This is a genomic window from Flexivirga sp. YIM B11880, from assembly GCF_058148645.1.
Window position 1 is genome coordinate 316,620 of record NZ_JBMAMH010000002.1, and the last position, 20,672, is coordinate 337,291.

Sequence of the window (20,672 nt, forward strand, 5' to 3'; positions counted from 1 at the left end):
ATCAGGCGACGCGTTCGGGCACCGGTACGTCCGCCGCCACCGGTGTCCGGGACAAGCCGACGCCCTTGATCAGCCCGGCCTGGCCGGCGACGACATACAAGACGACCGCCACCACGAGAGAGGTGATGCTCGGGATGCCCCAGGTCACGTATTTGCCGATCAGCGAGGCGACCGCCCAGATCACGATCGTCGCGGGGACCACCCGCGGCGCGGTCGCCGGCAGGGCGGCCTTGGCGCGGCTCGCGTCGAGGTCACCGCGCCATACCTTGACGACGAAGTACTCGGCGATCATGATCCCCGCGATCGGCGGGAAGACGACGCCCAGGGTGATGAGGAACTCGGTGAAGTGGCCGAGTATGCCGGCGGCCGCGAGCACGGTGCCGATGATGCCGACGACGACCGTCGTCGCGGCACGGGGCAAGTTGGTGCGGAACGTCGTCGAGACGAAGTTCACCAGGCCGAGGGTCGAGGAGTAGAGGTTCCAGTCGTTGATCTTCAGCGTCCCAGTGAGCACGATGATCAGGCCCACGACACCGACGGAAGACGTAATGATGGCAACGATGTTGCCGCTGCCGGCGGCGTGGGCCAGCAGCACGCCGGCCAGCCCGATCCCGAACTCGCCCAAGGTGACTCCGACGACCGTCTGCTTCACGACGTCGAGCGTCGATCGGTTGTAGCGGGTCATGTCCGCGGTGATGATCGCGCCGACGATGAGCCCGCCGGCGACGATGCCGGTTCCGGTCGCGACGGTCATGTGCGGTCCCGGGGCGGGTGAGGTGAGCAGTGAGTGGAACGAGTGCTTGGTGAGCTCGGAGATCACCGACCAGCCGACCAGCACCAGGAAGAGCGGCACGGTGATGTTGGCAAGCCACTGCATGCCGCCGAAGCCGACGGCGACGATGGCGGTCACGACCACGCCGCAGATGAGCGACCAGCCCCAGGTCGGCATGCCGCCGCCGAGCAGGGCCTTGAGCGATTCGGCGGAGATTTGTGACTGAATGCCGAACCAGCCGATCAGGCTGATGCCGATCGCCAGCCCGACCAGGGAAGCGCCGACCTCTCCGAAGCCGGTCCACCGCGCGAGCAGGGCCGTGTTGAGTCCCTCGCGCTGGCCGATGACGCCGACGATGCACATCAGCACCTCGAGAATCACCGAACCGAAAAGGAATGCCAGCACGGCATGTCCGAAGGTCATGCCATAACCGAGGGTCGCGCCGAGCAGGAATTGCGACAAGGCACTGACCTGGCCGAAGCGCTGGACGGCGATGCCGAACCAGTGCCTGCGGTCGTCCATCGTGACGCGGGACAGTGCGCTGTCGTCGCCGTGTGCCATGACTGGTCCTTCCGTGAAATGGTTCTGCCGGTCGAAAAACTACGAGCAGGCCGAGCCCCGCGCCATGGGCGCTTTGCACTGTTTGCACCTCCTCGTGTGCAGACCGCACATGCGGGCGGCGCGGCGCTGGTCTCGATACGCGGATTCCCCCGCTTCGCTCCTCCATCCGCTACTCGACCGACGTCGGTGCTTCTCGGCTCAACTCCGGTCTCTACTCGGCGTCCCGGATGTTCGCCTCGCTCATGACCTCGACGGGACGGACCCAGGTGTGGACGAGTCTGGTTGCTGGTCGTCTTCTGGCCGGCCGTGCGGCGCAAGCTGCAGCGGATGCGGGTGACGGAGCAGCGCGCCCTGGTGCTGGCCACGGAGTAGAGCCGCCTCAAGGTACTGGGTAGCGAACGGTCGGTTCTTCACTCCCGCACTTGCCGGCAGGGCAGCAGCACCCACAGGGCGATGAAGGCGGCAGCGGTGACCGCCGCGACGGTGATCCCCGCGGCCTGCCCCGCAACGACACCGAAAACGAAGCTGATGGTGAGCACGATGGTCACCGCCAGCATCGCGAGCCCGGCCTTCGCGAGGCGATCACCGAAGGTCACCACCACGTCCTTCTCGTGCTTGCGGAACAGCCAACGGTGGGCGCTCACGGGCGCGACGAGCAGGATGACGGCGGTCACCGCACAGGAGACCGTGGTGAGATATTGGCCGACTTGCCAGGAGCTCAGCCGCGAGAAGCGTTGCTGGAAGGGCAAAGTGAGCAGGAAACCGGCAAGGACCTGGATGCCGGTCTGAGTGACACGCAACTCCTGGAGGAGCTCGCTCCAGTTGCGGTCGGCGCGTTCGGCCGGAGTCTCGTCGCGGTCAGAGGTGCGCATGCGTCACGGTATCGCCCAGCGGGCAGATTGCGGCGCACGTCGGCGGCCGAGGCGTGACCCGGGACTGGTGTCGGCGGCGGGCTGCGGTAGGACTGTCCGGTGGGTAGGCGCGGGGGAGCAGTGGGGGCAGCAAGCGTGGTCCTGCTCGGTATGGCGCTGGCCGGATGTATGCCGGCACCCGCCACCTCGGCACCCGGCACGCTGACGTCCCCTCCGAGCAGCGGCCCGGCATACCCGAGGAAGACGGCTGTCGCGCTCACGCTTGCCCAACTGAACGCGCTGCCGGTGAAGGGGCGGGCGCCGAAAACCGGATACGAGCGCAGCGAATTCGGCGCGCGGTGGAGCGACGACGTGACGGTGCAGCTGGGCCACAACGGCTGCGACACCCGCAACGACATCCTGCGACGTGACCTGACGGACGTCACGCTCAAACCACGCACGCACGAATGCGTCGTGCTGACAGGCGTGCTCGTCGATCCGTACACCGGGAAGCGGATCAGCTTCCACCGGGGGAGCGGAACGAGCAACGCCGTCCAGATCGATCATGTCGTCGCACTCTCGGACGCCTGGCAGAAAGGCGCCCAACAGCTGACTGCCGAGCAACGGCAGGACTTCGCCAACGACCCGCGCAACCTGCTCGCGGTCAGTGGCAGCGCCAACGCCGCGAAGCGGGACGGTGACGCGGCGACCTGGCTGCCGAAGAACACGGCGTACCGGTGCACCTATGTCGCCACCCAGGTCACGGTGAAGACCGCCTATCACCTGTGGGTCACCAAGGCGGAGAAGGAAGCCATCGCCAGAGTGCTCTCGAAATGCGCGTGACGTGGCGTAGCGTCGGCTGCATGCCAGGTTCAATTCTCGGGACCAGAGTCCGTCGAGTCGAGGACGCCGCACTGGTGACCGGTGACTCATCCTTCGTGGGCAACGTCCAGCTGGACGGTCTGCTCTATGCCGCTTTCGTCCGATCTCCGGTGGCGCACGGGCAGATCGGTCAGATCGACACGACCGAAGCGGCTGCCGCACCGGGTGTGGTGGCCGTCTTCACCGCCGCCGATCTGCCGTTGCGGCCGCACTTCGGGTTGATGGTGGTCAACCCCAAGGTGCCCCGGCCGCCGCTCGCGGTCGACCGGGTGCGGTTCGTCGGGGAGCCGGTGGCGCTCGTGGTGGCGGAGTCGCCCGCGCTGGCCGCCGACGCGGTCGAGTTGGTCGACGTCGACTACGACCCGCTGCCCGCCGTGACGGACCTGGAGGAGGCGCTCGCGCCGGACGCCGAACTGCAGTTCCCCGAGCTCGGCACCAACCTGGTGATCGGCAATCGCTCTGCGGTGCAAGGCGATCCGCTCGACGGCGCCGACGTGGTGGTGCGAGCCCGGATGGTCAATCAGCGGGTCGCGGTCGTGCCGATGGAGGGCAACGCCATCGCCGCCGATCCCACGGGCGACGGCCAGCACGATCTCGTCATACATGTCTCGACGCAGATGCCGCACGGGTTCCACGAGATGGTGTGCGAGGAGTTCGACCTACCCAAGGAACAGGTCCGCGTCATCGCCCCGCACGTCGGTGGCGGCTTCGGCGGCAAGGCCGGCCTGATCGCGGAGCACACCGCCGTGATCGGCGCCGCGCGGCAGCTTGGCCGCCCAATCGTCTGGGTGGAGACCCGGGCGGAGAACCTGCAGGGCATGCACGGCCGCGGGCAGGTCGGCTACTACGAGCTCGGCCTCACCCGCGACGGCACGATCACCGGTCTGCGCGCGCGGGTGATCGGCGACGCCGGTGCCTGGGCCGGCTTCGGTGGAGCACTGCCGATCCACATGACCGCGCTCATGGTGCCGGGCGTGTATGACGTCCCCGTCGTCGCGTATGACGCCGCCTCCGTGGTCACCAACACCGCGCCGATGGGCGCGTTCCGCGGTGCCGGACGACCCGAGGCTGCCGCGCACATCGAGCGCCTGATGGACATCGCCGCCGACCAGCTCGACATCGACCCCGTCGAGCTGCGCCGGCGAAACTTCATCGATCCGAGCGCTTTTCCGGTCACGACACAGGTCGGCGCCACCTACGACTCCGGTGACTACGACCTGCCGTTGCGCGAGGCGTTGCGGATCGCCGACTACCAGAAGCTGCGCGAGGAGCAGGCACGCCGCCGGGAGAGCGGCGACCCGATCCAGTTGGGCATCGGCGTCAGCGTCTACGTCGAGGTGACCGCACCCGGTGGCGGCTCGGAATACGGCTCAGTGACCGTGCACGACGACGGCACCGCGACGGTGTCCTCCGGCACCTCGGCTCATGGCCAGGGGCACGCAACGGCGTTCTCCATGCTGGTGTCCGACGCACTCGGCATCCCGATGGACAAGATCAGCTACGTGCAGTCCGACACGGCTGCCGTACCGCGCGGCGGCGGCACCGGCGGCTCCCGGTCCCTGCAGCTGGGCGGCAGCGCGGTGGTGTCCGCGGCGGAGACGGTCCGCGACCAGGCCCGTCGGCACGCGGCGACGCTGCTCGAAGCCGCCGTCGACGACATCGTGCTCACCGAGGACGGCACCTTCGGCGTCACCGGGGTGCCCGGCGGTGCCACCGTGACCTGGACCGAGATCGCAGCCGCAGCCCATGACGCCGGAGAGCAGCTGTCGGCCGGGCTGGACGTCAACCAGTCCGGCTCCACCTTCCCCTTCGGCGCGCACGTGTCGGTGGTCGAGGTCGACACCGAGACCGGTCACGTCCGGCCGCTGCGACACGTCGCGGTCGACGACTGCGGCCGGGTGCTCAACCCGCTGCTCGTGGAAGGACAGCAGCACGGCGGCCTCGCCCAGGGCATCGCCCAGGCGCTCTACGAACAAGTGGTCTTCGACGCCGACGGCCAGCCGTTGACCGGCACGCTGGCGGACTACGCCATGCCGAGCGCGATGGATCTGGTCGACTTCGAGACGGAGTCGACCGAGACTCCCACACCGTTGAATGCCTTGGGGGCGAAGGGAATCGGTGAGTCGGCGACGATCGGTTCGACACCGGCCGTGCAGAACGCCGTGGTCGACGCCGTCAGTCACCTCGGGGTGCGGCACATCCAGTTGCCGTGCACCCCGCAGCGAGTATGGCGGGCGATCCAGGACGCGCGCGCCGGCACGCTGCCGGACTTGTGGCAAGACCCACCGGACGTCTTCGCAGACCTGCCGGTCAGCGGTGGCGTGGACAACGCGGCAGGGGTGTGAGCCGGATGAGCGAGCGCATCGACATACAGACCGACGATGGCGCCATGCCGGCGTTCCGTTTCCTGCCGGAGTCCGGGTCGGGACCGGGCATCGTGCTCTTCCAGGAGATCTTCGGCGTCACCGACTACATCAAGGCCCGGGCCGCGGACCTCGCCGCGCTCGGATATGTCGTGGTCGTGCCCGAGATCTATTGGCGTCTCGACGATTCCGAGATCGACTATGAGCGCGCCGACGTGCTGCAGCAGGCCATGGGATTGGTGGGGCGGCTCGACTGGGAGACGGCGGTTGGCGATGGTGTCGCCGCGGTCGCCGCGGCGCGCGCCGACGAACACGTCGACGGGGGAGTGGGCGTCTTCGGCTTCTGCTTCGGCGGCGGTCTCGCCTTCAACGTGGCGGCGTCGACCGACGTCGACGTCGTGGTGAGCTACTACGGCTCGGCACTGCCTGACCTGCTCCACCTGGCGCCGAGGGTGACCGCGCCGAGCCTGCACCACTTCGGGACGGCCGATGACTACATCCCGCTCGACGTGGTGCACCGGATCCGAGCGGCCGTCACACGGGACGGCGTCCGCTTCGAGACGTACGACGGCGCCGGGCACGCCTTCGACAACCCGGACCCGATGTTCCATCACCCGGCCGCTTCGGCTGCGGCGTGGCGCACCACGGTCGAGTTCCTCGAGAGCGCCTTGCCGACGCCCGAGGTATGACGTCCGGCCGGGTCCTCTCCGGCGACGTCCGTCCGCCGGTCATCGGCTACGCAGAAACGACCAGCGTGAGCCGGTCAATGACACATGCCGGCCGGTCGGTGCCCTTGAGTTCGACTGTGACGCGAGTGTCGACCAGATGCCCGCCGGCTGTCGGCCGGACAGACCGCAGTTCGACACCGGCGCGCAGTGCGGAGTTCACGGGCACCGGCGCCGGAAAGCGCACGCGGTCGGCGCCGTAGTTCACGACCATCTGCATCCCGTCGAGGCGATAGATCTCCGCCGCCAGCATCGAGGTGAGCGAGAGGGTCAGGTAGCCGTGCGCGATGGGCGTCCTGAACGGGCCGTTCGCGGCGCGCTCCACGTCGACGTGGATCCATTGATGGTCCCCGGTGATGTCGGCGAAGCCGTCGATCATTTGCTGAGTCACTGGATGCCAGTCCGAGTGACCGAGGTGGCTGCCCACCGCGTCCTCCAGTTCGGTCATCGTGGCGAAGACCCTCACGGAGCGCTCCTCGGCAGAGTCCGGCTGAGCCAGCCGATTTCGACGCGGCCCATCAGATGTGCCTCCCACCGGTGACCTCCAGGACGGTGCCGGTCAGGTATGACGACAGGTCGCTGGCCAGGAAGAGCACCGCGGACGCCACCTCGGAGGGCTCGCCGGCGCGTCCCATCGGGATGTCCGCCAGCTTGTCGTCCCAGATCCGTTGCGGCATCGCCTCGGTCATTGCCGTCCGGATCAGACCTGGTTGCACGGCGTTCACCCGGACGTTCTTGAATGCGATCTCCTTGGCCGCTGCCTTGGTCAGCCCGACGATCCCGGCCTTGGCCGCGGAGTAGTTGGTCTGGCCCACGAAGCCGACCTTGCCGGAGATCGAGGACAGGTTCACGATCGTGCCGTGACCTTGCTCGCGCATGATGGCGGCGGCAGTGCGCACACCGTTCCACGTGCCGCGGAGGTTGACCTGCAGGACCAGGTCGAAATCCTCAGCCGTCATCTTCCGCATCGTCGCGTCGCGCGTCAGTCCGGCGTTGTTCACCAGGACGTCGAGAGCGCCGTGCTCTGCCTGCACAGCTGACAAGGTCGCCTCGACCTGGTCCAGTTGGGCCACATCGCAACTGACCCCGGTTCCCGGCCCCGGCAGGCTCGCGGCCGCCTTCTCGGCTGCGTCGAGGTGCAGGTCGGCGATGACGACGGTGGCTCCGTGCTCGCTGAACAGTTTCGCGATCGCCAGTCCGATGCCCTGTGCGCCGCCGGTGACGACGGCGACCTTGCCCTCCAGAAGTCCGTTCATGACTGTGCTCGCTTTCAGAAGGCAGAGATGCCGGTTTCGCTGCGGCCGATGATCAGTTTCTGGATCTGGCTGGTGCCTTCGTAGAGCGTCATCACGCGGGCGTCCCGCATGAATTTCTGCACCGGATACTCGTCGATGAAGCCGTATCCGCCGTGCACCTGGATCGCCAGATTCGACGCTTCCACGGCTGCCTCGGAGGCGAAGAGCTTCGCCTTGGACGCGGCAACCGCGAAGGGTTCGCCGCGCTGGACCAGATCGGCGGCCCGCCAGGTGAGCAACCTGGCCGCGTCCGCCTGCACCGACATCTCGGCGATCATCTCCTGCACCAATTGGTATGCCGCGATCGGTTTGCCGAACTGCCTGCGCGCCCGGGCGTATTCGACCGATGCTTCCAACGAGGCCTGGATGATGCCGACACACGCTGCAGCGATCGAGATCCGGCCCTTGTCGAGCGCGGCCATGGCGTATTTGAATCCCTTGCCCTCCTCGCCGAGCAGCGCCTCCGCCGGGATCCGGACGTTGTCGAAGGAGAGTTCAGCGGTGGCCTGCCCGCGCAGCCCCAGCTTGCCGTGAATGAGCGTGCGCTCGAATCCGGTGGTGTCGGTCGGCACCAGGAAGGCCGAGATGCCGCGGGCACCGTCCTCACCGGTTCGCGCGAAGACGAGGGCGACGTCGGCGATGGTGGCGTTGGTGATGAAGATCTTCGATCCGTTGATCACCCAGTCGTCGCGGTCGCGCCTGGCACGGGTCCGGAGGTGGGCCGGGTCGGAGCCGTTGTCGGGCTCGGTCAGGCCGAAGCAGCCGATGGCCGTGCCGGCTGCGATCGCGGGCAGCCATTGCTGCTTCTGCTGTTCACTGCCGAACGCGAGGATCGTCTTACCGACCAGGCCCGCGGACACCGAGACCACACCACGCACCGAGGAGTCGGCCCGGCCGAGTTCCTCCATCCCGATGCAGTAGGTGATGTAGTCGCCGCCGAGACCGCCGTACTCCTCGGGGATGGTGAGCCCGAGGAAGCCGATCTCGCCGATCTTCGGGAGGATGTCCGGGTCGATCGACTCGGCGCGGTCCCATGCCTGCCGGTGCGGGACGACCTCGGCATCGAGGAATTCGCGTGCCAGCTTGCGGAATTCCACTTGCTCCTGGGTCAATCCCAGATCCATCGGACGTCTCCAATCGGGTTGGTGATACGCGCTGTTCGATCAGTGCTTGCGCTGCACCAGGCGCCATACCGCAGGCAGGCAGGCGGAGGCGAGGGCGATCTTCACCAGGTCACCGAGGACATAGTTGCGCATGCCGAGGTCGAACGCTGTCGGCAGGCCGACATGCAGCGAGTGTGCGAGGTAGGGGAGCGCGATCGCGTAGATGACCAGGTTGCCCAGCAGCATGGCGCCCGCCGTCTTCAGGGGTGACCGGTCGGCGCCGCGGCTCGCGAGGTGTCCCACCAGCGCGGCGGCGGCCACGAACCCGATGACGTAGCCCAGCGTCGGCATGGAGAACCCGGACGACCCCTCGGCGAACCACGGCATGCCGATCATGCCGGCGATCAGGTAGAGCAGCATGGAGGCGATGCCGCGCCGCATGCCGAGCCCGGCGCCGACGACCAGGGCCGCGAAGGTCTGTCCGGTGACCGGCACCGGCGAGCCCGGGACGGGGAACGCAAGCTGCGCGGCGACACCGGTCAGTGCGGCGCCGCCGATGATGAGCAGCGCATTGCGTACCCGGGTGCCGGCTATCAGGTCCGCGAGCACGAGCGGGGGTCGTGAGCTGAGCACCGAGCTGTGAGACATGTGGCACCTCCGGGGATTTCGGGCCATGGACCGTTGCGCGCCGGCCATCGGACAGCGCCCGTTCATTACAGCAGCAACGAAATAGCGACGCAGCGGATGTCGGGCTATCGCGCCGATAGTCGGCCAGGTTTGCCAATGTCCTTGAGGAAGCACATGATCGCCGTCATGGAAGCACCCGTCGGCCGGCTCGCCTCGGTGTCCCTCGACTGCTCGGACGCCGAAACGCTCGCCGCCTTCTACGCCGCGCTGCTCGGTCTGCCGGAGGCGGCTGCGCGGACGGACCGTTCGCTCATCGTGCTGGCCGACGGCTCGCTGGCACTGACGCTGATCCAAGTCGCCGACCATTCGCCGCCGCGGTGGCCGGATGGCCCCCAGCGGCAGCAGATTCATCTCGACGTCTGGGTCCCCGACCTCGATCGTGCGGTGGACGCGGCACTCGCACTCGGCGCCGAACTCGCACGGACACAACCGGAGCCAGAGGTATGGCGGGTGCTCAGCGATCCGGCCGGCCACCCGTTCTGCCTCACCACACATGCGTTCTGTCTCACTCGAGCAGACCGGCTACCCTCCGGCCGATGAGCGTTGTCTTCCTGGTGCGACACGGCCAAGCATCCTTCGGCACCCATGACTATGACCGACTGTCGGAGCGTGGTAGGGCACAGAGCCGGGTGCTGGGTGCGACGCTGAGCCGGAGCGGGCTGAAACCCGAGCGGATCATCACCGGGACACTGACGCGTCAGCGGGACACCGCGCGGGAGGCGATCGCCGCAGCGGGCTGGGACACCGCCGTCGTCGCTGACCCTGGGTGGGACGAATTCGACGCGGAAAACCTGATGCGGGCCGATCCGCAGCGACTCCCGGTCTCCGATGCCGGACCGGATCCACGCACGTTCCAAAAGCACCTCGAACGTGCATCGGCTCGCTGGGCATCGAGTGAGCACGATGGCGACTACCTCGAGACCTTCGCCGGTTTCACTCACAGGATCGACGCCGCACTCGGACGCGCCCTCGACGGCGTGGAATCCGGTGCAACCATCTTCGTCTTCTCCAGTGCCGGTGCGATCGCATGGGTGGCGGCCCGGCTGATCGACGGCGGCTTTCCGCAGTGGCTCGCGCTCAATCGGGTCGCTGTCAACACCGGAGTCACCAAGGTCGTGCGGGGTCGTTCGGGGATGTCGCTCGTCGGGTTCAACGACCACTGCCACCTGACCGGTGATGCGATCACCTATCGCTGAACGCCCTTTGTTCGCAGGGCCTATCGGGGCGATAGGCGTCCGGGCGGCATTGTCTATTGACCGCCCGCTCCATGCTGCGGAAGGGTTTGCGAGAACCACTCGATGGACGCCAACGATCCCTTTTTCACCGGTGCGGCGACCATCGTCCCGGACTCCGTCGGTCGCGACGTTCCGGTGTGAAATTCGCCCATCGCCAAGGAGTAGCTCATGTCGGATCTCGGAAAGTTGACCAGCCCTCGGGCAACGCGTCGCGACGTCTTGCGTTGGGCAGGAACGGGACTCGTCACCGCAGGCCTCGGCAGCGCATTGACTGCGTGCGGTGGCGGCTCCGGGTCCACCGGCAACGTGAAGAAGGCGGCAGGCGCGTTGACGAAGCCGACAACCTTCCACGTCGCCTCGGCCCCGATCGACAACTACTTCCTGGACTGGGTCAACCAGGACCAGAAGGACTACGCGAAATACAACCTGAACGTCCCGAAGTTCATCCTGCCCAAGAGCGGTGTGCAGGGCGAGCAGCTGATGAGCGCCGGCAGCATCGACGGCCAGGTGCAAGACGTGCTGCTGACACTGGCGACCTACGCACACTCGGACCCTGGCAAGCGCCCGGTCTTCGTGGGCTTGCGGGTGCCGGAGACGACCTACTCGATCGTCGTCGGGAAAGGCACCTGGCCGGACGCGAAGGCATCCTTCGCCGAGAAGATGCATGCCCTGAAGGGAAAGACGATCGGAGTCACGGCGATCGGCGCCGGCGCCGACCAACAGCTGACGCTTGCGCTGAAGCAGGCCGGGATGAGCCGCAGTGACATCACCGCCCTGTCCGTCGGGCAGGTGGCTGCCGGTGGCGCCGCTCAGCTGAAGGCGGGCCACATCCATGCGTATGTCGGGATCACCTGGGCCACGAGCAGGGTGCTCGCCGCCGAGACCGGCGGCCACATCCTCGTCGAGTTCTCGGACCCGACCGTGCCCGCCCTGCTGAGCAAGCAGCGGGTGGACGTCAGCATCGTGCGTGAGGATTTCGCGAAGAACCACGAGGACGTCGTCAAGGCCTGGCTCGCTGCACAGACCGCCGGCAAGGAGTGGATGGGCGCCAACCCGGACAAGGCCGCCGCGTTGCTCAACAAGACGTGCCTCGGCGGGAAGTTCCCGGACATCGCGAAGGGCTACATCGCGCACTTCAACAACGATCTGGTGCCCAAGCTGCATCCCGAATGGAAAATCGCGAAGGCGGACGTGGAGCTGATGATCAACGTTGCTCAGCAGATGGGCCTGATCAAGTCGGGCCAGGTCACGTTTGAACAGATCGTGCCGGCATACGCCCGCGCCTGAGCCGACGAAGCCGCTGACGGCGGCGCACAGGACAAGGACCCCGCAGCCCTCCCGGAGCTGCGGGGTCCTTCTGGTGAGGTCGGTGAGTCGCTTCAGCGGCGAATGGAGCCGCCGTCCACCACGAGGGTCTGGCCCGTGACGAACGACGCGCCGGGAGAGAGGAAGAATCGGACCGGCTCGACGAAATCCGCTGTGGTGGCTGCTCTTTTGATCGCACGGCTGTTGATGTTCGCCTCTTCGCCCGCCGCGATCGACTCGGACAGCGGGGTCAGGACCAGGCCGGGCGCGATGACGTTGACGGTGATGTCGCGCGCACCGAGTTCAGCGGCCAGACTGCGGGCGAAGCCGATGATGCCGGCCTTGGAGGCTGCGTATGCCGCTGCGCCGGCCGGCGCCTTGAAGACGGTGCCGGACGAGAACAGGACGATGCGTCCCCCGTCGGCCACCCGGTCGGCAACGCCCTGAACGAAATTCAGGGTGCCGTGCAGGTTGACCGTGAGCAGGCGCTCCCACTCCGATCGGGGCATTGCCAGGAAGGGTCCGAACGCGCCGATGCCGGCACAGTGGACGACAGCGTCGACCCGCTGGTCGGGACCGGTGTCGAGAACGCCGGCCAGCCGGTCCGTGGCGTCCGCGGTCGTGATGTCCCCGCTCACGTAGGTGACGCCCGCTGCCGGCTGACTCGGGGGCGCCAGGTCGACGGAGATGACATTCCACTCGCCCGCGAGCGCGCGGACCAGCTCGGCGCCGATGCCGGACGATCCGCCGGTGACGACGAGGGTGCGTGTGGCGGACGAGCGTGTTGCTGGCATCAGTTGGTGCCTCCGAGGAGAGTTGGCCGCAGCCCCGCCGACTCGCGTCGGCGGGGCCGAGGACATAAATGGTTGGTGTCAGGCGACTTTCAGACGCAGCGGCATGGCTCCCCAGCCGCGTAGCGCATTGTTGTGGTGACGGGTCACGGGCGCCGCTGCCTCGATGCTCTGCACCCGCTCCACGAGCACCCGCAGCAGACACTCGGACTGCAATCGGGCAGCGTGCTGCCCCACGCACTGATGGATTCCCATGCCGAAGGCGAGATGCCCCGACGGATCACGGGTGAGATCGAATCGGTCCGGATCGGTCCATCGGCGCGGGTCGCGGTTTGCGGCTCCGTAACAGATGAGTACACGGGTGCCCTCCGGAACAGTGGTCCCCGAGATCGTGACGTCGGTGACGCTCTTGCGGAAGAGCATCTGCACCGGTGACTCCCAACGCAACGCCTCGTCGAATGCGGCGCGCGCCAGGTCGGGGTTGTCGCGCAACGCCGCCCACTGGTCCGGATGGGTGGCGAAAGCGTAAAGCAGCGCTGCGATGCCGTAGACCGTCGTGTCGACTCCGGCGTTGAGCAAGGACTGGACCAGGATCGGTGCTTGCTCCGGCAAGAGGTCCCCACGATCGACCGCCGCCCAGATGTCGGCGCCGAAACCGTGTGGCTTCAGCGAGTCCCGCTGACAGCGCGCGGTCACCCACTCGGTGAACTCCTCCGTGCGGCTCTCACCCTGGATGAGCAACTCGTTCCGCGGGCCGACGTGATTGAAGATGTGGTCGGCGTAGGGCAGCATCTTGTCGCGGCCCTCGTCGCTGATCCCCGAGGCGTTGGGAAAGAAGTTCACCGGGAACTCCGCCGCGATCTTCTCGTGTGCGTCCAGCTCCACCACGTCGCCACGACTGCTGCCCTCGAGCAACGAGGAGATCAGCGCCTCCGCCTGCCGGCTGCACTCGTCCTTCATCGCCCGCAGCACACGGGCGGACAGGATTTCGGCCAGCACCTCACGCGGCGCGTCGTGCTCGGGCGGATCCGTCTGCAGCAACCCCCTGGCACGCCACGGCTCCCGGATGCCGACACCCGCACCCGAAATCAACTCCTGCCAATTGGCGAGAACCTGGCGGACCTCTTCGTATCTTCCCACTGCATGCACGCCGTATTTCGGCAGAAAAGCGATCGGCCCTATTTCACGCAGCCGGGTGTGGAACGGGAACGGATTTTCCAGGGTCTCCGATGCGAATGGGTCCTCATCCAGGATGGGTGCAGTCGATCCGGTTCTCGAGATCGTGTCATTGGTCGACATCGACGATTCCTTCTGTGCGGGTCAGCGGCCTGGTGCTTTTGAGAAAGGTCATAGATCGAGGACGATCTGCTCCGTCGCGGACCGGGACACACAGACGAACATGCGATCGTTGCGTGCTCGCTCGTCGTCGGTCAACAGTGAGTCGCGGTGATCCGGAGTGCCACACAGCACGCCTACTTCACAGGTCCCGCACAAGCCTTCCCGGCACGAGGACAGCACCGGCTTGCCCACCTTCTCGAGGGCTTCGAGAACGGTCTCGTGCGGGTGCACCGTCACCGAAAGATGTGAACGCGCCAACTCGACCTCGAAAGGCTCCGATCGGACCGGCGGCGGCTGGACCGCTGCGACGAAACGTTCGAACCGGACGGCGCCCTTCGGCCAGCTCGCCGTCGCAGCTTCTACAGCGGCGAGCAACGGCTCCGGGCCGCAGGTGTAGACCTTGACCCCCTCCCGTGCTTCGCGCAGATAGGAGAGGTCGAGCAAACCCGACTCGTCCTGAGGGCAGACCGTCACGCGATCGCCATAGCGCTCGAGTTCGTCGAGAAACGCCATCGAACGGCGAGACCGTCCGCCATACAACAGATGCCAATCGATGCCGAGACGCTCGGCGCTGACGATCATTGCCAGGATGGGGGTGATCCCGATGCCTCCGGCGATGAACTCGTAACGGCGCGCAGGCCAGAGGTGGAAGTTGTTGCGCGGTGTCCCGACGCTGAGCTGGTCGCCGACGGCCAGCTCGTCATGCACATACTTCGAGCCGCCTCGAGACTGCGGCTCCCGTAGGATCGCGACCTCGTAGGCACTGGGGTCCCACCGGTCGCCGCACATCGAGTATTGGCGAGTGACCGGTCCCGAGCCGGTGTCGGGCAGGACCAGGTCGATGTGCGCACCCGGGGTCCAGAAGGGCAGGCGGCCGCCCGACGGCTCTTCCAGGCGGAGACGGACCACACCGTCGGCGACGATGTCCTTGCGGGTCACGCGAACCGAATGGTTGCCCGAGACTCCTGCGGTCGGTTCACGAGTCGGTGCGGTCACGGTGGAGTGATGTGCCGAGCTGGTCGTCATACCCGGACCTCACCGCGAGCGCTTCTGAACGAACTTGTCGATGCCGGAGACCGCGAAGTCCAGGATCATGGTCATCAGACCCATCGCGAACAGCACAGCGAACGAGCCCGCCACGTCGAAGTTGGCGGTCATCGCGGTCAACCGCTGGCCGAGGCCGGAGTAGGCACCGACCATCTCCGACAATACGGCGCCGAGGATCGAATAGACGACGCCCAGCCGGAGGCCACCCACCACGCTCGGAAGGGCACTGGGCAACTCGATCTTCAGGAACCGCTGACGCGCCGACATGGTCAGGGACTGGGCGAGCAGCTCGACATCGTGGTCGATGCCACGTAGTCCCGACAGTGTCGAGGTCAGCAGCACGAAGTAGACCACGCTGGCCGCGACCATCGCCTTCGGGGCGAAGCCCAGACCGAACCAGAGGATGAAGATCGGTGCCAGTGCCGGCCGGGGCAGACTGTTGGCGAAGGTCAGGAACGGGGCCATGGCGCGTTCCAGCAGGGCGGAACGGGAGAAGGCCACACCGGTCAGAATGCCGAGCACGGCTCCGGCGATGAGGCCGGTGATCGCTCCGCCGAAGGTCGACTCGGCGTCGGTCCAGAACGACCCTTCTCCGAGCTGTTTGACGAACGCCTTCGCGACCTCGCCCGGGCCCGACACCATGAGCGAGGACACCCAGCCCTTGCTCGAGGCGAGCCACCAGGCGCCGATCACCACGATTGCGACGACGAGACGCATCAGCCAGACGAGCAGGGTGTTGCGGCGTCGCTCGGCCTGGCGCTCGGCCAGGATCTCCTCGCCCATGCGCCGCCCGATGGCGTCGCTGTCCGGGGCCGCGACGGCGTCGGGACCTGGTGCGTTCGGTGTCATGGTGTCCATTGTCTGTTGCTTCCCGGATAGATGACGGAACCGCCGGCGGAGGGTGCGTGCGTCACGCCCGGCGCCGAATTCAGTGGCCGCGGATCAGGTCCACGTCGGCAGGGGTCGAAGTGTGTGGACCACCCGCGACCCGGATCGTCTCGCCGGTGAGATAGCCGGCGCCGGCCGAGCACAAGAAGACACACACGCGGGCGATGTCCTCGGGCCGTCCGATGCGCCCCATGGCGATGAACCGGGACACCGAGGTCGCGGTCTCCTCCTGGAGGGCGAAGCGTGACGCCGGCGTCAGAGTGGCACCGGGTTCGACGCAATTGACTCGGATGTTGTCGGCAGCCCATTCCCAGGCCATGGTGCGCGTGAGCGAGGCGAGACCCGCCTTGGCTGCCGCATAAGCACCGCGCAGCGGGTGTGCATAGCCCGCCGATGACGAACCGACGTTGACGATGGCGCCGCCACCGGCAGCCCGAAGAGCAGGCAGGCAAGCAGTCGCCAGGTGGAAGGGCCCGGACAGGTTGGATCCGATGGTGGCGTTCCACGCATTGACCGACAGGTCCTCCAGCCGCGCACCGAAGTTGCCGCCCGCGTTGTTGATCAGGATGTCGATCCGGCCGAACTGGTCCAGCGCGGTGCCGACGATCTGCTCGGCTGTCTCGGGCAGTTTGATGTTGCCGGTCACCCCGACCGCCTCATGCCCACCGGCGATCACGGACTCGACCCGCTCGGCCAGCACTTCGGTCTTGCGGCCGTGCAGCACGAGCTTCGCTCCGGACGCGGCGAAGAGGTCCGCCACCGCGGACCCGATGCCCCCCGTCGCGCCGGTGACGATCACGACGCGGTCGGTGAAGTCGAAGGTGAGCGAGCCGTCGCCGGACGGCTCCGTTACCTGATCGGGCCGTAGTGAGCGGTCCAGTTCGGTAGGCATGACGTTCCTCTCGCCAAATGCTGCGGAGTGATCAGAATCACCTTGCGCGAGCCGCCCGGGCAACCGGGCCGCACCTATCAGGGCGATAGGTGCGGCAGGCGCCGGATTCCGTTGACGCGGTGCCTGAGCCGCCCTACGTTCGATGCGGGTCGGTGGACCGGCGATTTCACGGTGGTGATCTCGGATTCGGGTCCTCGGCATTCCGGCAACAATTCCGCTGCGAACCATTGCTCTATCCGGGAAGAGTGGGCAGGCACTATGAGGACGAGTCTGAAGATGAAGTCGACAGAAACTTCTACCGACGTTCCATCGGCCGATGACCCTCGCCCCGGTGGCGATCGTGGCAAATCCATCGAATTCACCGCTGTCAATCAGAGCTTCATACACGCCGGCAAACCGGTGCGCGTGCTCGATGACTTCAACCTGAGCATCGGCGCGTCGGAGTTCGTCAGCATTGTCGGACCCTCCGGGTGCGGTAAGACCACCGCTTTGTCGATGGCCGGCGGCTTGTTGGCGCCGCGCAGCGGTTCGGTCCGGCTGGACGGCGAAGAGGTCAGGGGAACGAGCAAGGACACGGCCTTCCTCTTCGCGCGTGACGCTCTGCTGCCCTGGCGTAGCGCTCGGCGCAATGTCGAGATCGGCCTGGAGGTTCGTGGCGTGCCCCGCGAGGAACGCCACCGCCGCGCCGAGGACTGGCTGCGCCGGGTCCGCCTGGAGGAATTCGTCAACTCGGACATTCTGCGCCTGTCCCAGGGCATGCGGCAGCGGGTTGCGATCGCCCGGACGCTGGTGCAGAACCCGCGCCTCATCCTCATGGACGAGCCCTTCGCTGCCTTGGACGCCCAGACCCGTGCGCAGCAGCAGGAGGAGTTCATCTGGCTGTGGGAGGAAGAGCGACCGACCGTCATCTTCGTCACCCACGATCTGGAAGAAGCCATTCTGCTCAGCGACCGGGTCATTCTGATGGCCAGCCGTCCGGGGCGGATCGTCGCCGACATCACCGTGAAGCTGCCGCGCCCGCGGACCCAGGAGATGCGCACCGACCCCGTGTTCGCTGCTCACCTGGAAGACTTGTCCGCCCGGCTGCGGCACGAAGTGGACCTGGCCGATCAGCGTCGCCGGCCGTCCGACGATGAGTGACGTGAGCGTCGGGGCCGACCTGTCCGTCCGCTCGGCCACCGTGACCAGTGATGATGACGTGGAGCTGGCCTACAGCGTCTACGGCGACGGGCCGCGCGACGTGACGTTGCTGCACTCCCTGGGGCTGGACGGCTCGTGGTTCGAGCCGCTCGTCGCCGCCATGGGCCCCGGTTATCGTTTCATCGTGCCGGACCTGCGTGGTCACGGCCGCAGTGGCGTCGGGCCAGTTTCCTTGCGGCGCAACGCAACCGATGTCACCGCCGTGTTGGACGCGTGCGGCATCGCCACCACCGCCGCCTTCGGCATCTCACTGGGTGGCATGGTGGCGCAGGCAGTTGCCGCCATACACCCGGAGCGCGTCGAGGCGCTCTGCCTTGCGGCCACGACCTACTCGTATGACGACGCCGCGATCGCCGGCACCCGGGCTCGCGCAGCGCAGGCACGCAGTGGCTACCAGGAGCTGATCGTGCCCACGGTCGCGCGATGGTTCGGCCCGGCAGAGGACGTACCCGAGCGGTTGGCGCCGATGGCCCGGAGAGCTGCAGCGCAGCTGCGATCCGGGAGTGCCGAGGTGCACGCCGACTACCTCGAGGCGATGACCGCCGTCGGTGACTTCGCGGTCCCGGACGGGATGCCGACGCTGGTGCTCGGCGGCCAGGACGACCTGTCCACCGGCCGGGCGGTCATCGAACGCTTGGCGGCGGCCATCCCCGGGGTCGGCCTCGAATTCCTGCCCGGTGGCCACCTGATGGCGTTCACCGACCCCGATCCGGTCGCCCACCAGCTCCGAGCCTTCCTGGCCCGCGTTGCGCAGGCGTCCGGCTGACCACACCTCTGCAGCGAAGAGAGTAAGACGATGACATCGCACCAGGCCGATCCGCCGACCATCGAGGAGTTGCGCCGCCGCATCGGCGCGGCGGAGACCCCCGCGCTGCTCATGCTCACCGCTCATGTGACGGACGACGCGAGTGTGCTGCGCGACGAATGGCGACCGGACCCGGCGCTCTTGCCCGAAGGCACCGGTGACGCCGAGCAGGCCGCCGCCATCCGCGAGTTCTGTCTCGACCGGCTCGAGCCGTTCCTGCCCCGGATCCACGAATGGCCGGAGCGTGCGAGCGAACCCGTCATGTCGGCCATCGGACGCTGGGTGCTCGGCGACGGCGCCGGCGAGGTTCGTGAGCTACTCCACGAGGCGTTCGTGCCCGCTGGCACCGACCCGCGCGCACCCACGTGGTCGGCCGACGAGATCGCTCCCGGGCGTGAGTTCAGGGTCGCCATCGTCGGGGCCGGCATCTCCGGCCTGCTGGCCGGTCTGCGGATGAAGCAGGCCGGACTGGACTTCGTCATTCTCGAGAAGGACGACGGCGTCGGCGGGACCTGGACCGAGAACACCTACCCGGACTGCCGCACCGATGTGCACAGCCACGTCTACTCCTACTCGTTCCTGGACTACGAGTGGCCGTCGTATTTCAGCCGGCAGGAGGCGATCCTCGATTCCTTGCAGCGGTTCGCCGCCGACAACGGATTGCTCGAGCACATCCGGTTCGGCACCGAGGTGACCGGTGCTGCCTGGAACGACGATCGGGCGACCTGGACCGTCAGCACGGTCGCACGGGACGGGTCGGAGCAGGCACGCGACTACAACGTGCTGGTGTCGGCGGTCGGGCAGCTCAACCGCCCCGCCATACCGAACATCGAGGGTCTCGACCGCTTCCGCGGCCCGGCCTTCCACTCCGCGCGCTGGGACCACTCGGTCGATTTCGCCGGCAAGCGGGTCGCGGTGATCGGCACCGGTGCGAGTGCCCTGCAGTTCGGACCGGCGGTCGCCCGCGACGCAGAACAGGTCACCATCTTCCAGCGCAGCGCCCCGTGGCTGAAGCCGACCCCCGAGCTGCGGCGGGACATCCCGGCGGACGAGCGGTGGCTCTTCGCCAACGTCCCGGCATACCACGCCTACTACCGCTTCTCGATCTTCCTGCCGCGCGCGATCGGCCAACTCGACGCGGTCACGGTGGACCCGTCGTATCCGCCGACCGAGCGCGCCGTCTCCGCGGCGAACGAGCAGTTGCGCCAGCTGCTCACTGCATACCTGGAGGACCAGGTCACCGATCGGCCGGACCTGGCCGAACAGGTGATTCCCGACTACCCACCGGGCGCGAAGCGGATCATCCGCGACGACGGCACGTGGATCGCCACGCTGAAGCGCGACAACGTGCGACTCGTCAGCGACGCGGTCGCGGCGGTCGATGAAACCGGGGTGATCACCCGCGGCGGCGAACACATCGACGCCGACGTGATCTGTTTCGGCACCGGTTTCAAAGCGTCCGACTTCCTCACGCCGATGAAGGTGACCGGTGCCGGGGGAGTGGACCTGCACGAGACCTGGGGCATCGACGCCTGCGCCTACATGGGTATGACGCTGCCGCACTTCCCGAACCTGTTCTGCCTCTACGGACCGAACACCAACCTGGTGGTGCACGGCAACCTGGTGTTCTTCATGGAGTGCCAGTCGGTCTACCTGCTGAGCGCGATCAGGACCCTGCTGGAGGGTCAGCACCGGTCCATGTCGCTGCGGCGGGAGGTGTTCGCCGAATATCGCGACGAGGTCACCGAGGCCAGCGCGCTGCGTGCCTGGGGGTGGTCCAAGACGCACAGCTGGTATCAGAACGCCGAGGGACGCTCGACCATCATGTGGCCGCTGTCCGCGCAGCGTTACCTGGAGGGCACGCAGACTGTCGACCCGAACCACTACGACTTCGGCTGACCGGCCGGCAGGCGCGAGCTGCCACGCGACATC

Annotated in this window: 20 protein-coding genes; 9 read left to right on the top strand and 11 right to left on the bottom strand. The window is 67.3% G+C overall.

Annotated features, from left to right (window positions below; genetic code table 11):
• Position 1 precedes the first annotated feature (1 nt).
• On the bottom strand, positions 2 to 1,333 hold the full coding sequence (locus ACN8HC_RS05880) for a purine-cytosine permease family protein (protein ID WP_490073944.1): 1,332 nt from the start codon (positions 1,331 to 1,333) through the stop codon (positions 2 to 4).
• A gap of 410 nt (positions 1,334 to 1,743) precedes the next feature.
• Positions 1,744 to 2,205, bottom strand: a complete 462-nt coding sequence (locus ACN8HC_RS05885; RefSeq protein ID WP_490073945.1) for a DUF6328 family protein — start codon at positions 2,203 to 2,205, stop codon at positions 1,744 to 1,746.
• 120 nt (positions 2,206 to 2,325) lie between these two features.
• On the opposite strand from ACN8HC_RS05885, the gene ACN8HC_RS05890 reads away from it, so the two are divergent.
• Genes ACN8HC_RS05890 through ACN8HC_RS05900 form a run of 3 tightly spaced genes read left to right on the top strand, consistent with a single transcriptional unit; the run spans position 2,326 to position 6,118 of the window.
• Positions 2,326 to 3,027 carry an HNH endonuclease family protein gene (locus tag ACN8HC_RS05890; RefSeq protein ID WP_490073946.1) on the top strand — a complete coding sequence of 234 codons (702 nt, stop codon included), beginning with the start codon at positions 2,326 to 2,328 and terminating at the stop codon, positions 3,025 to 3,027.
• Between the two features lie 20 nt (positions 3,028 to 3,047).
• Positions 3,048 to 5,411, top strand: coding sequence for a xanthine dehydrogenase family protein molybdopterin-binding subunit (locus tag ACN8HC_RS05895; RefSeq protein WP_490073947.1), 2,364 nt, complete (start codon positions 3,048 to 3,050; stop codon positions 5,409 to 5,411).
• 5 nt (positions 5,412 to 5,416) lie between these two features.
• Positions 5,417 to 6,118 (top strand): dienelactone hydrolase family protein, encoded by a 702-nt coding sequence (locus tag ACN8HC_RS05900; RefSeq protein ID WP_490073948.1) that lies wholly within the window; start codon positions 5,417 to 5,419, stop codon positions 6,116 to 6,118.
• Positions 6,119 to 6,164: 46 nt separating this feature from the next.
• Here ACN8HC_RS05900 and ACN8HC_RS05905 read toward each other — a convergent pair whose 3' ends face one another.
• From ACN8HC_RS05905 to ACN8HC_RS05920, 4 genes are read right to left on the bottom strand one after another with little or no spacing between them, the layout of a single operon-like run.
• Positions 6,165 to 6,620, bottom strand: coding sequence for a MaoC family dehydratase (locus ACN8HC_RS05905; RefSeq protein ID WP_490073949.1), 456 nt, complete (start codon positions 6,618 to 6,620; stop codon positions 6,165 to 6,167).
• 52 nt (positions 6,621 to 6,672) lie between these two features.
• Positions 6,673 to 7,410 carry a 3-oxoacyl-ACP reductase FabG gene (gene fabG, locus ACN8HC_RS05910; protein WP_490073950.1) on the bottom strand — a complete coding sequence of 246 codons (738 nt, stop codon included), beginning with the start codon at positions 7,408 to 7,410 and terminating at the stop codon, positions 6,673 to 6,675.
• A 14-nt stretch (positions 7,411 to 7,424) separates the two neighbouring features.
• Complete coding sequence (locus tag ACN8HC_RS05915) at positions 7,425 to 8,573, bottom strand: acyl-CoA dehydrogenase family protein (RefSeq protein ID WP_490073951.1); 1,149 nt, start codon at positions 8,571 to 8,573, stop codon at positions 7,425 to 7,427.
• Between the two features lie 39 nt (positions 8,574 to 8,612).
• Positions 8,613 to 9,200: a biotin transporter BioY gene (locus ACN8HC_RS05920; protein ID WP_490073952.1), complete on the bottom strand. Its 588-nt coding sequence runs from the start codon at positions 9,198 to 9,200 to the stop codon at positions 8,613 to 8,615.
• A 165-nt stretch (positions 9,201 to 9,365) separates the two neighbouring features.
• Here ACN8HC_RS05920 and ACN8HC_RS05925 point away from each other — a divergent pair, with 165 nt between their 5' ends.
• From ACN8HC_RS05925 to ACN8HC_RS05935, 3 genes are all read left to right on the top strand, one after another.
• The gene (locus ACN8HC_RS05925) at positions 9,366 to 9,779 is read left to right on the top strand and encodes a VOC family protein (protein ID WP_490073953.1); all 414 of its coding nucleotides are present in this window, start codon (positions 9,366 to 9,368) and stop codon (positions 9,777 to 9,779) included.
• Entirely contained in the window at positions 9,776 to 10,435 is a 660-nt protein-coding gene (locus tag ACN8HC_RS05930) for a histidine phosphatase family protein (protein ID WP_490073954.1), read from the top strand. Before ACN8HC_RS05925 ends, ACN8HC_RS05930 begins: the two co-directional genes overlap by 4 nt.
• Before the next feature lie 207 nt (positions 10,436 to 10,642).
• Positions 10,643 to 11,761: an ABC transporter substrate-binding protein gene (locus ACN8HC_RS05935; protein WP_490073955.1), complete on the top strand. Its 1,119-nt coding sequence runs from the start codon at positions 10,643 to 10,645 to the stop codon at positions 11,759 to 11,761.
• A gap of 92 nt (positions 11,762 to 11,853) precedes the next feature.
• Here ACN8HC_RS05935 and ACN8HC_RS05940 read toward each other — a convergent pair whose 3' ends face one another.
• The 5 genes from ACN8HC_RS05940 to ACN8HC_RS05960 all read right to left on the bottom strand — a co-directional run bounded on the left by ACN8HC_RS05940 (position 11,854) and on the right by ACN8HC_RS05960 (position 16,735).
• A complete protein-coding gene (locus ACN8HC_RS05940; RefSeq protein ID WP_490073956.1) occupies positions 11,854 to 12,573 on the bottom strand; it encodes an SDR family NAD(P)-dependent oxidoreductase in 720 nt (239 codons plus the stop codon).
• A 78-nt stretch (positions 12,574 to 12,651) separates the two neighbouring features.
• Entirely contained in the window at positions 12,652 to 13,869 is a 1,218-nt protein-coding gene (locus ACN8HC_RS05945; protein WP_490073957.1) for a cytochrome P450, read from the bottom strand.
• Between the two features lie 48 nt (positions 13,870 to 13,917).
• Entirely contained in the window at positions 13,918 to 14,934 is a 1,017-nt protein-coding gene (locus ACN8HC_RS05950; protein WP_490073958.1) for a PDR/VanB family oxidoreductase, read from the bottom strand.
• Between the two features lie 9 nt (positions 14,935 to 14,943).
• Positions 14,944 to 15,804 carry an ABC transporter permease gene (locus ACN8HC_RS05955; RefSeq protein ID WP_490073959.1) on the bottom strand — a complete coding sequence of 287 codons (861 nt, stop codon included), beginning with the start codon at positions 15,802 to 15,804 and terminating at the stop codon, positions 14,944 to 14,946.
• Positions 15,805 to 15,883: 79 nt separating this feature from the next.
• Positions 15,884 to 16,735 carry an SDR family NAD(P)-dependent oxidoreductase gene (locus ACN8HC_RS05960; RefSeq protein WP_490073960.1) on the bottom strand — a complete coding sequence of 284 codons (852 nt, stop codon included), beginning with the start codon at positions 16,733 to 16,735 and terminating at the stop codon, positions 15,884 to 15,886.
• Between the two features lie 27 nt (positions 16,736 to 16,762).
• Between ACN8HC_RS05960 and ACN8HC_RS05965 the strand changes: the two genes are divergently transcribed.
• From ACN8HC_RS05965 to ACN8HC_RS05975, 3 genes are read left to right on the top strand one after another with little or no spacing between them, the layout of a single operon-like run.
• The gene (locus tag ACN8HC_RS05965) at positions 16,763 to 17,875 is read left to right on the top strand and encodes an ABC transporter ATP-binding protein (protein WP_490073961.1); all 1,113 of its coding nucleotides are present in this window, start codon (positions 16,763 to 16,765) and stop codon (positions 17,873 to 17,875) included.
• A complete protein-coding gene (locus ACN8HC_RS05970) occupies positions 17,868 to 18,701 on the top strand; it encodes an alpha/beta fold hydrolase (protein WP_490073962.1) in 834 nt (277 codons plus the stop codon). The genes ACN8HC_RS05965 and ACN8HC_RS05970 overlap by 8 nt, the downstream gene beginning before the upstream one ends.
• A gap of 30 nt (positions 18,702 to 18,731) precedes the next feature.
• The gene (locus ACN8HC_RS05975; RefSeq protein ID WP_490073963.1) at positions 18,732 to 20,639 is read left to right on the top strand and encodes a flavin-containing monooxygenase; all 1,908 of its coding nucleotides are present in this window, start codon (positions 18,732 to 18,734) and stop codon (positions 20,637 to 20,639) included.
• The last annotated feature ends 33 nt before the right edge of the window (positions 20,640 to 20,672 follow it).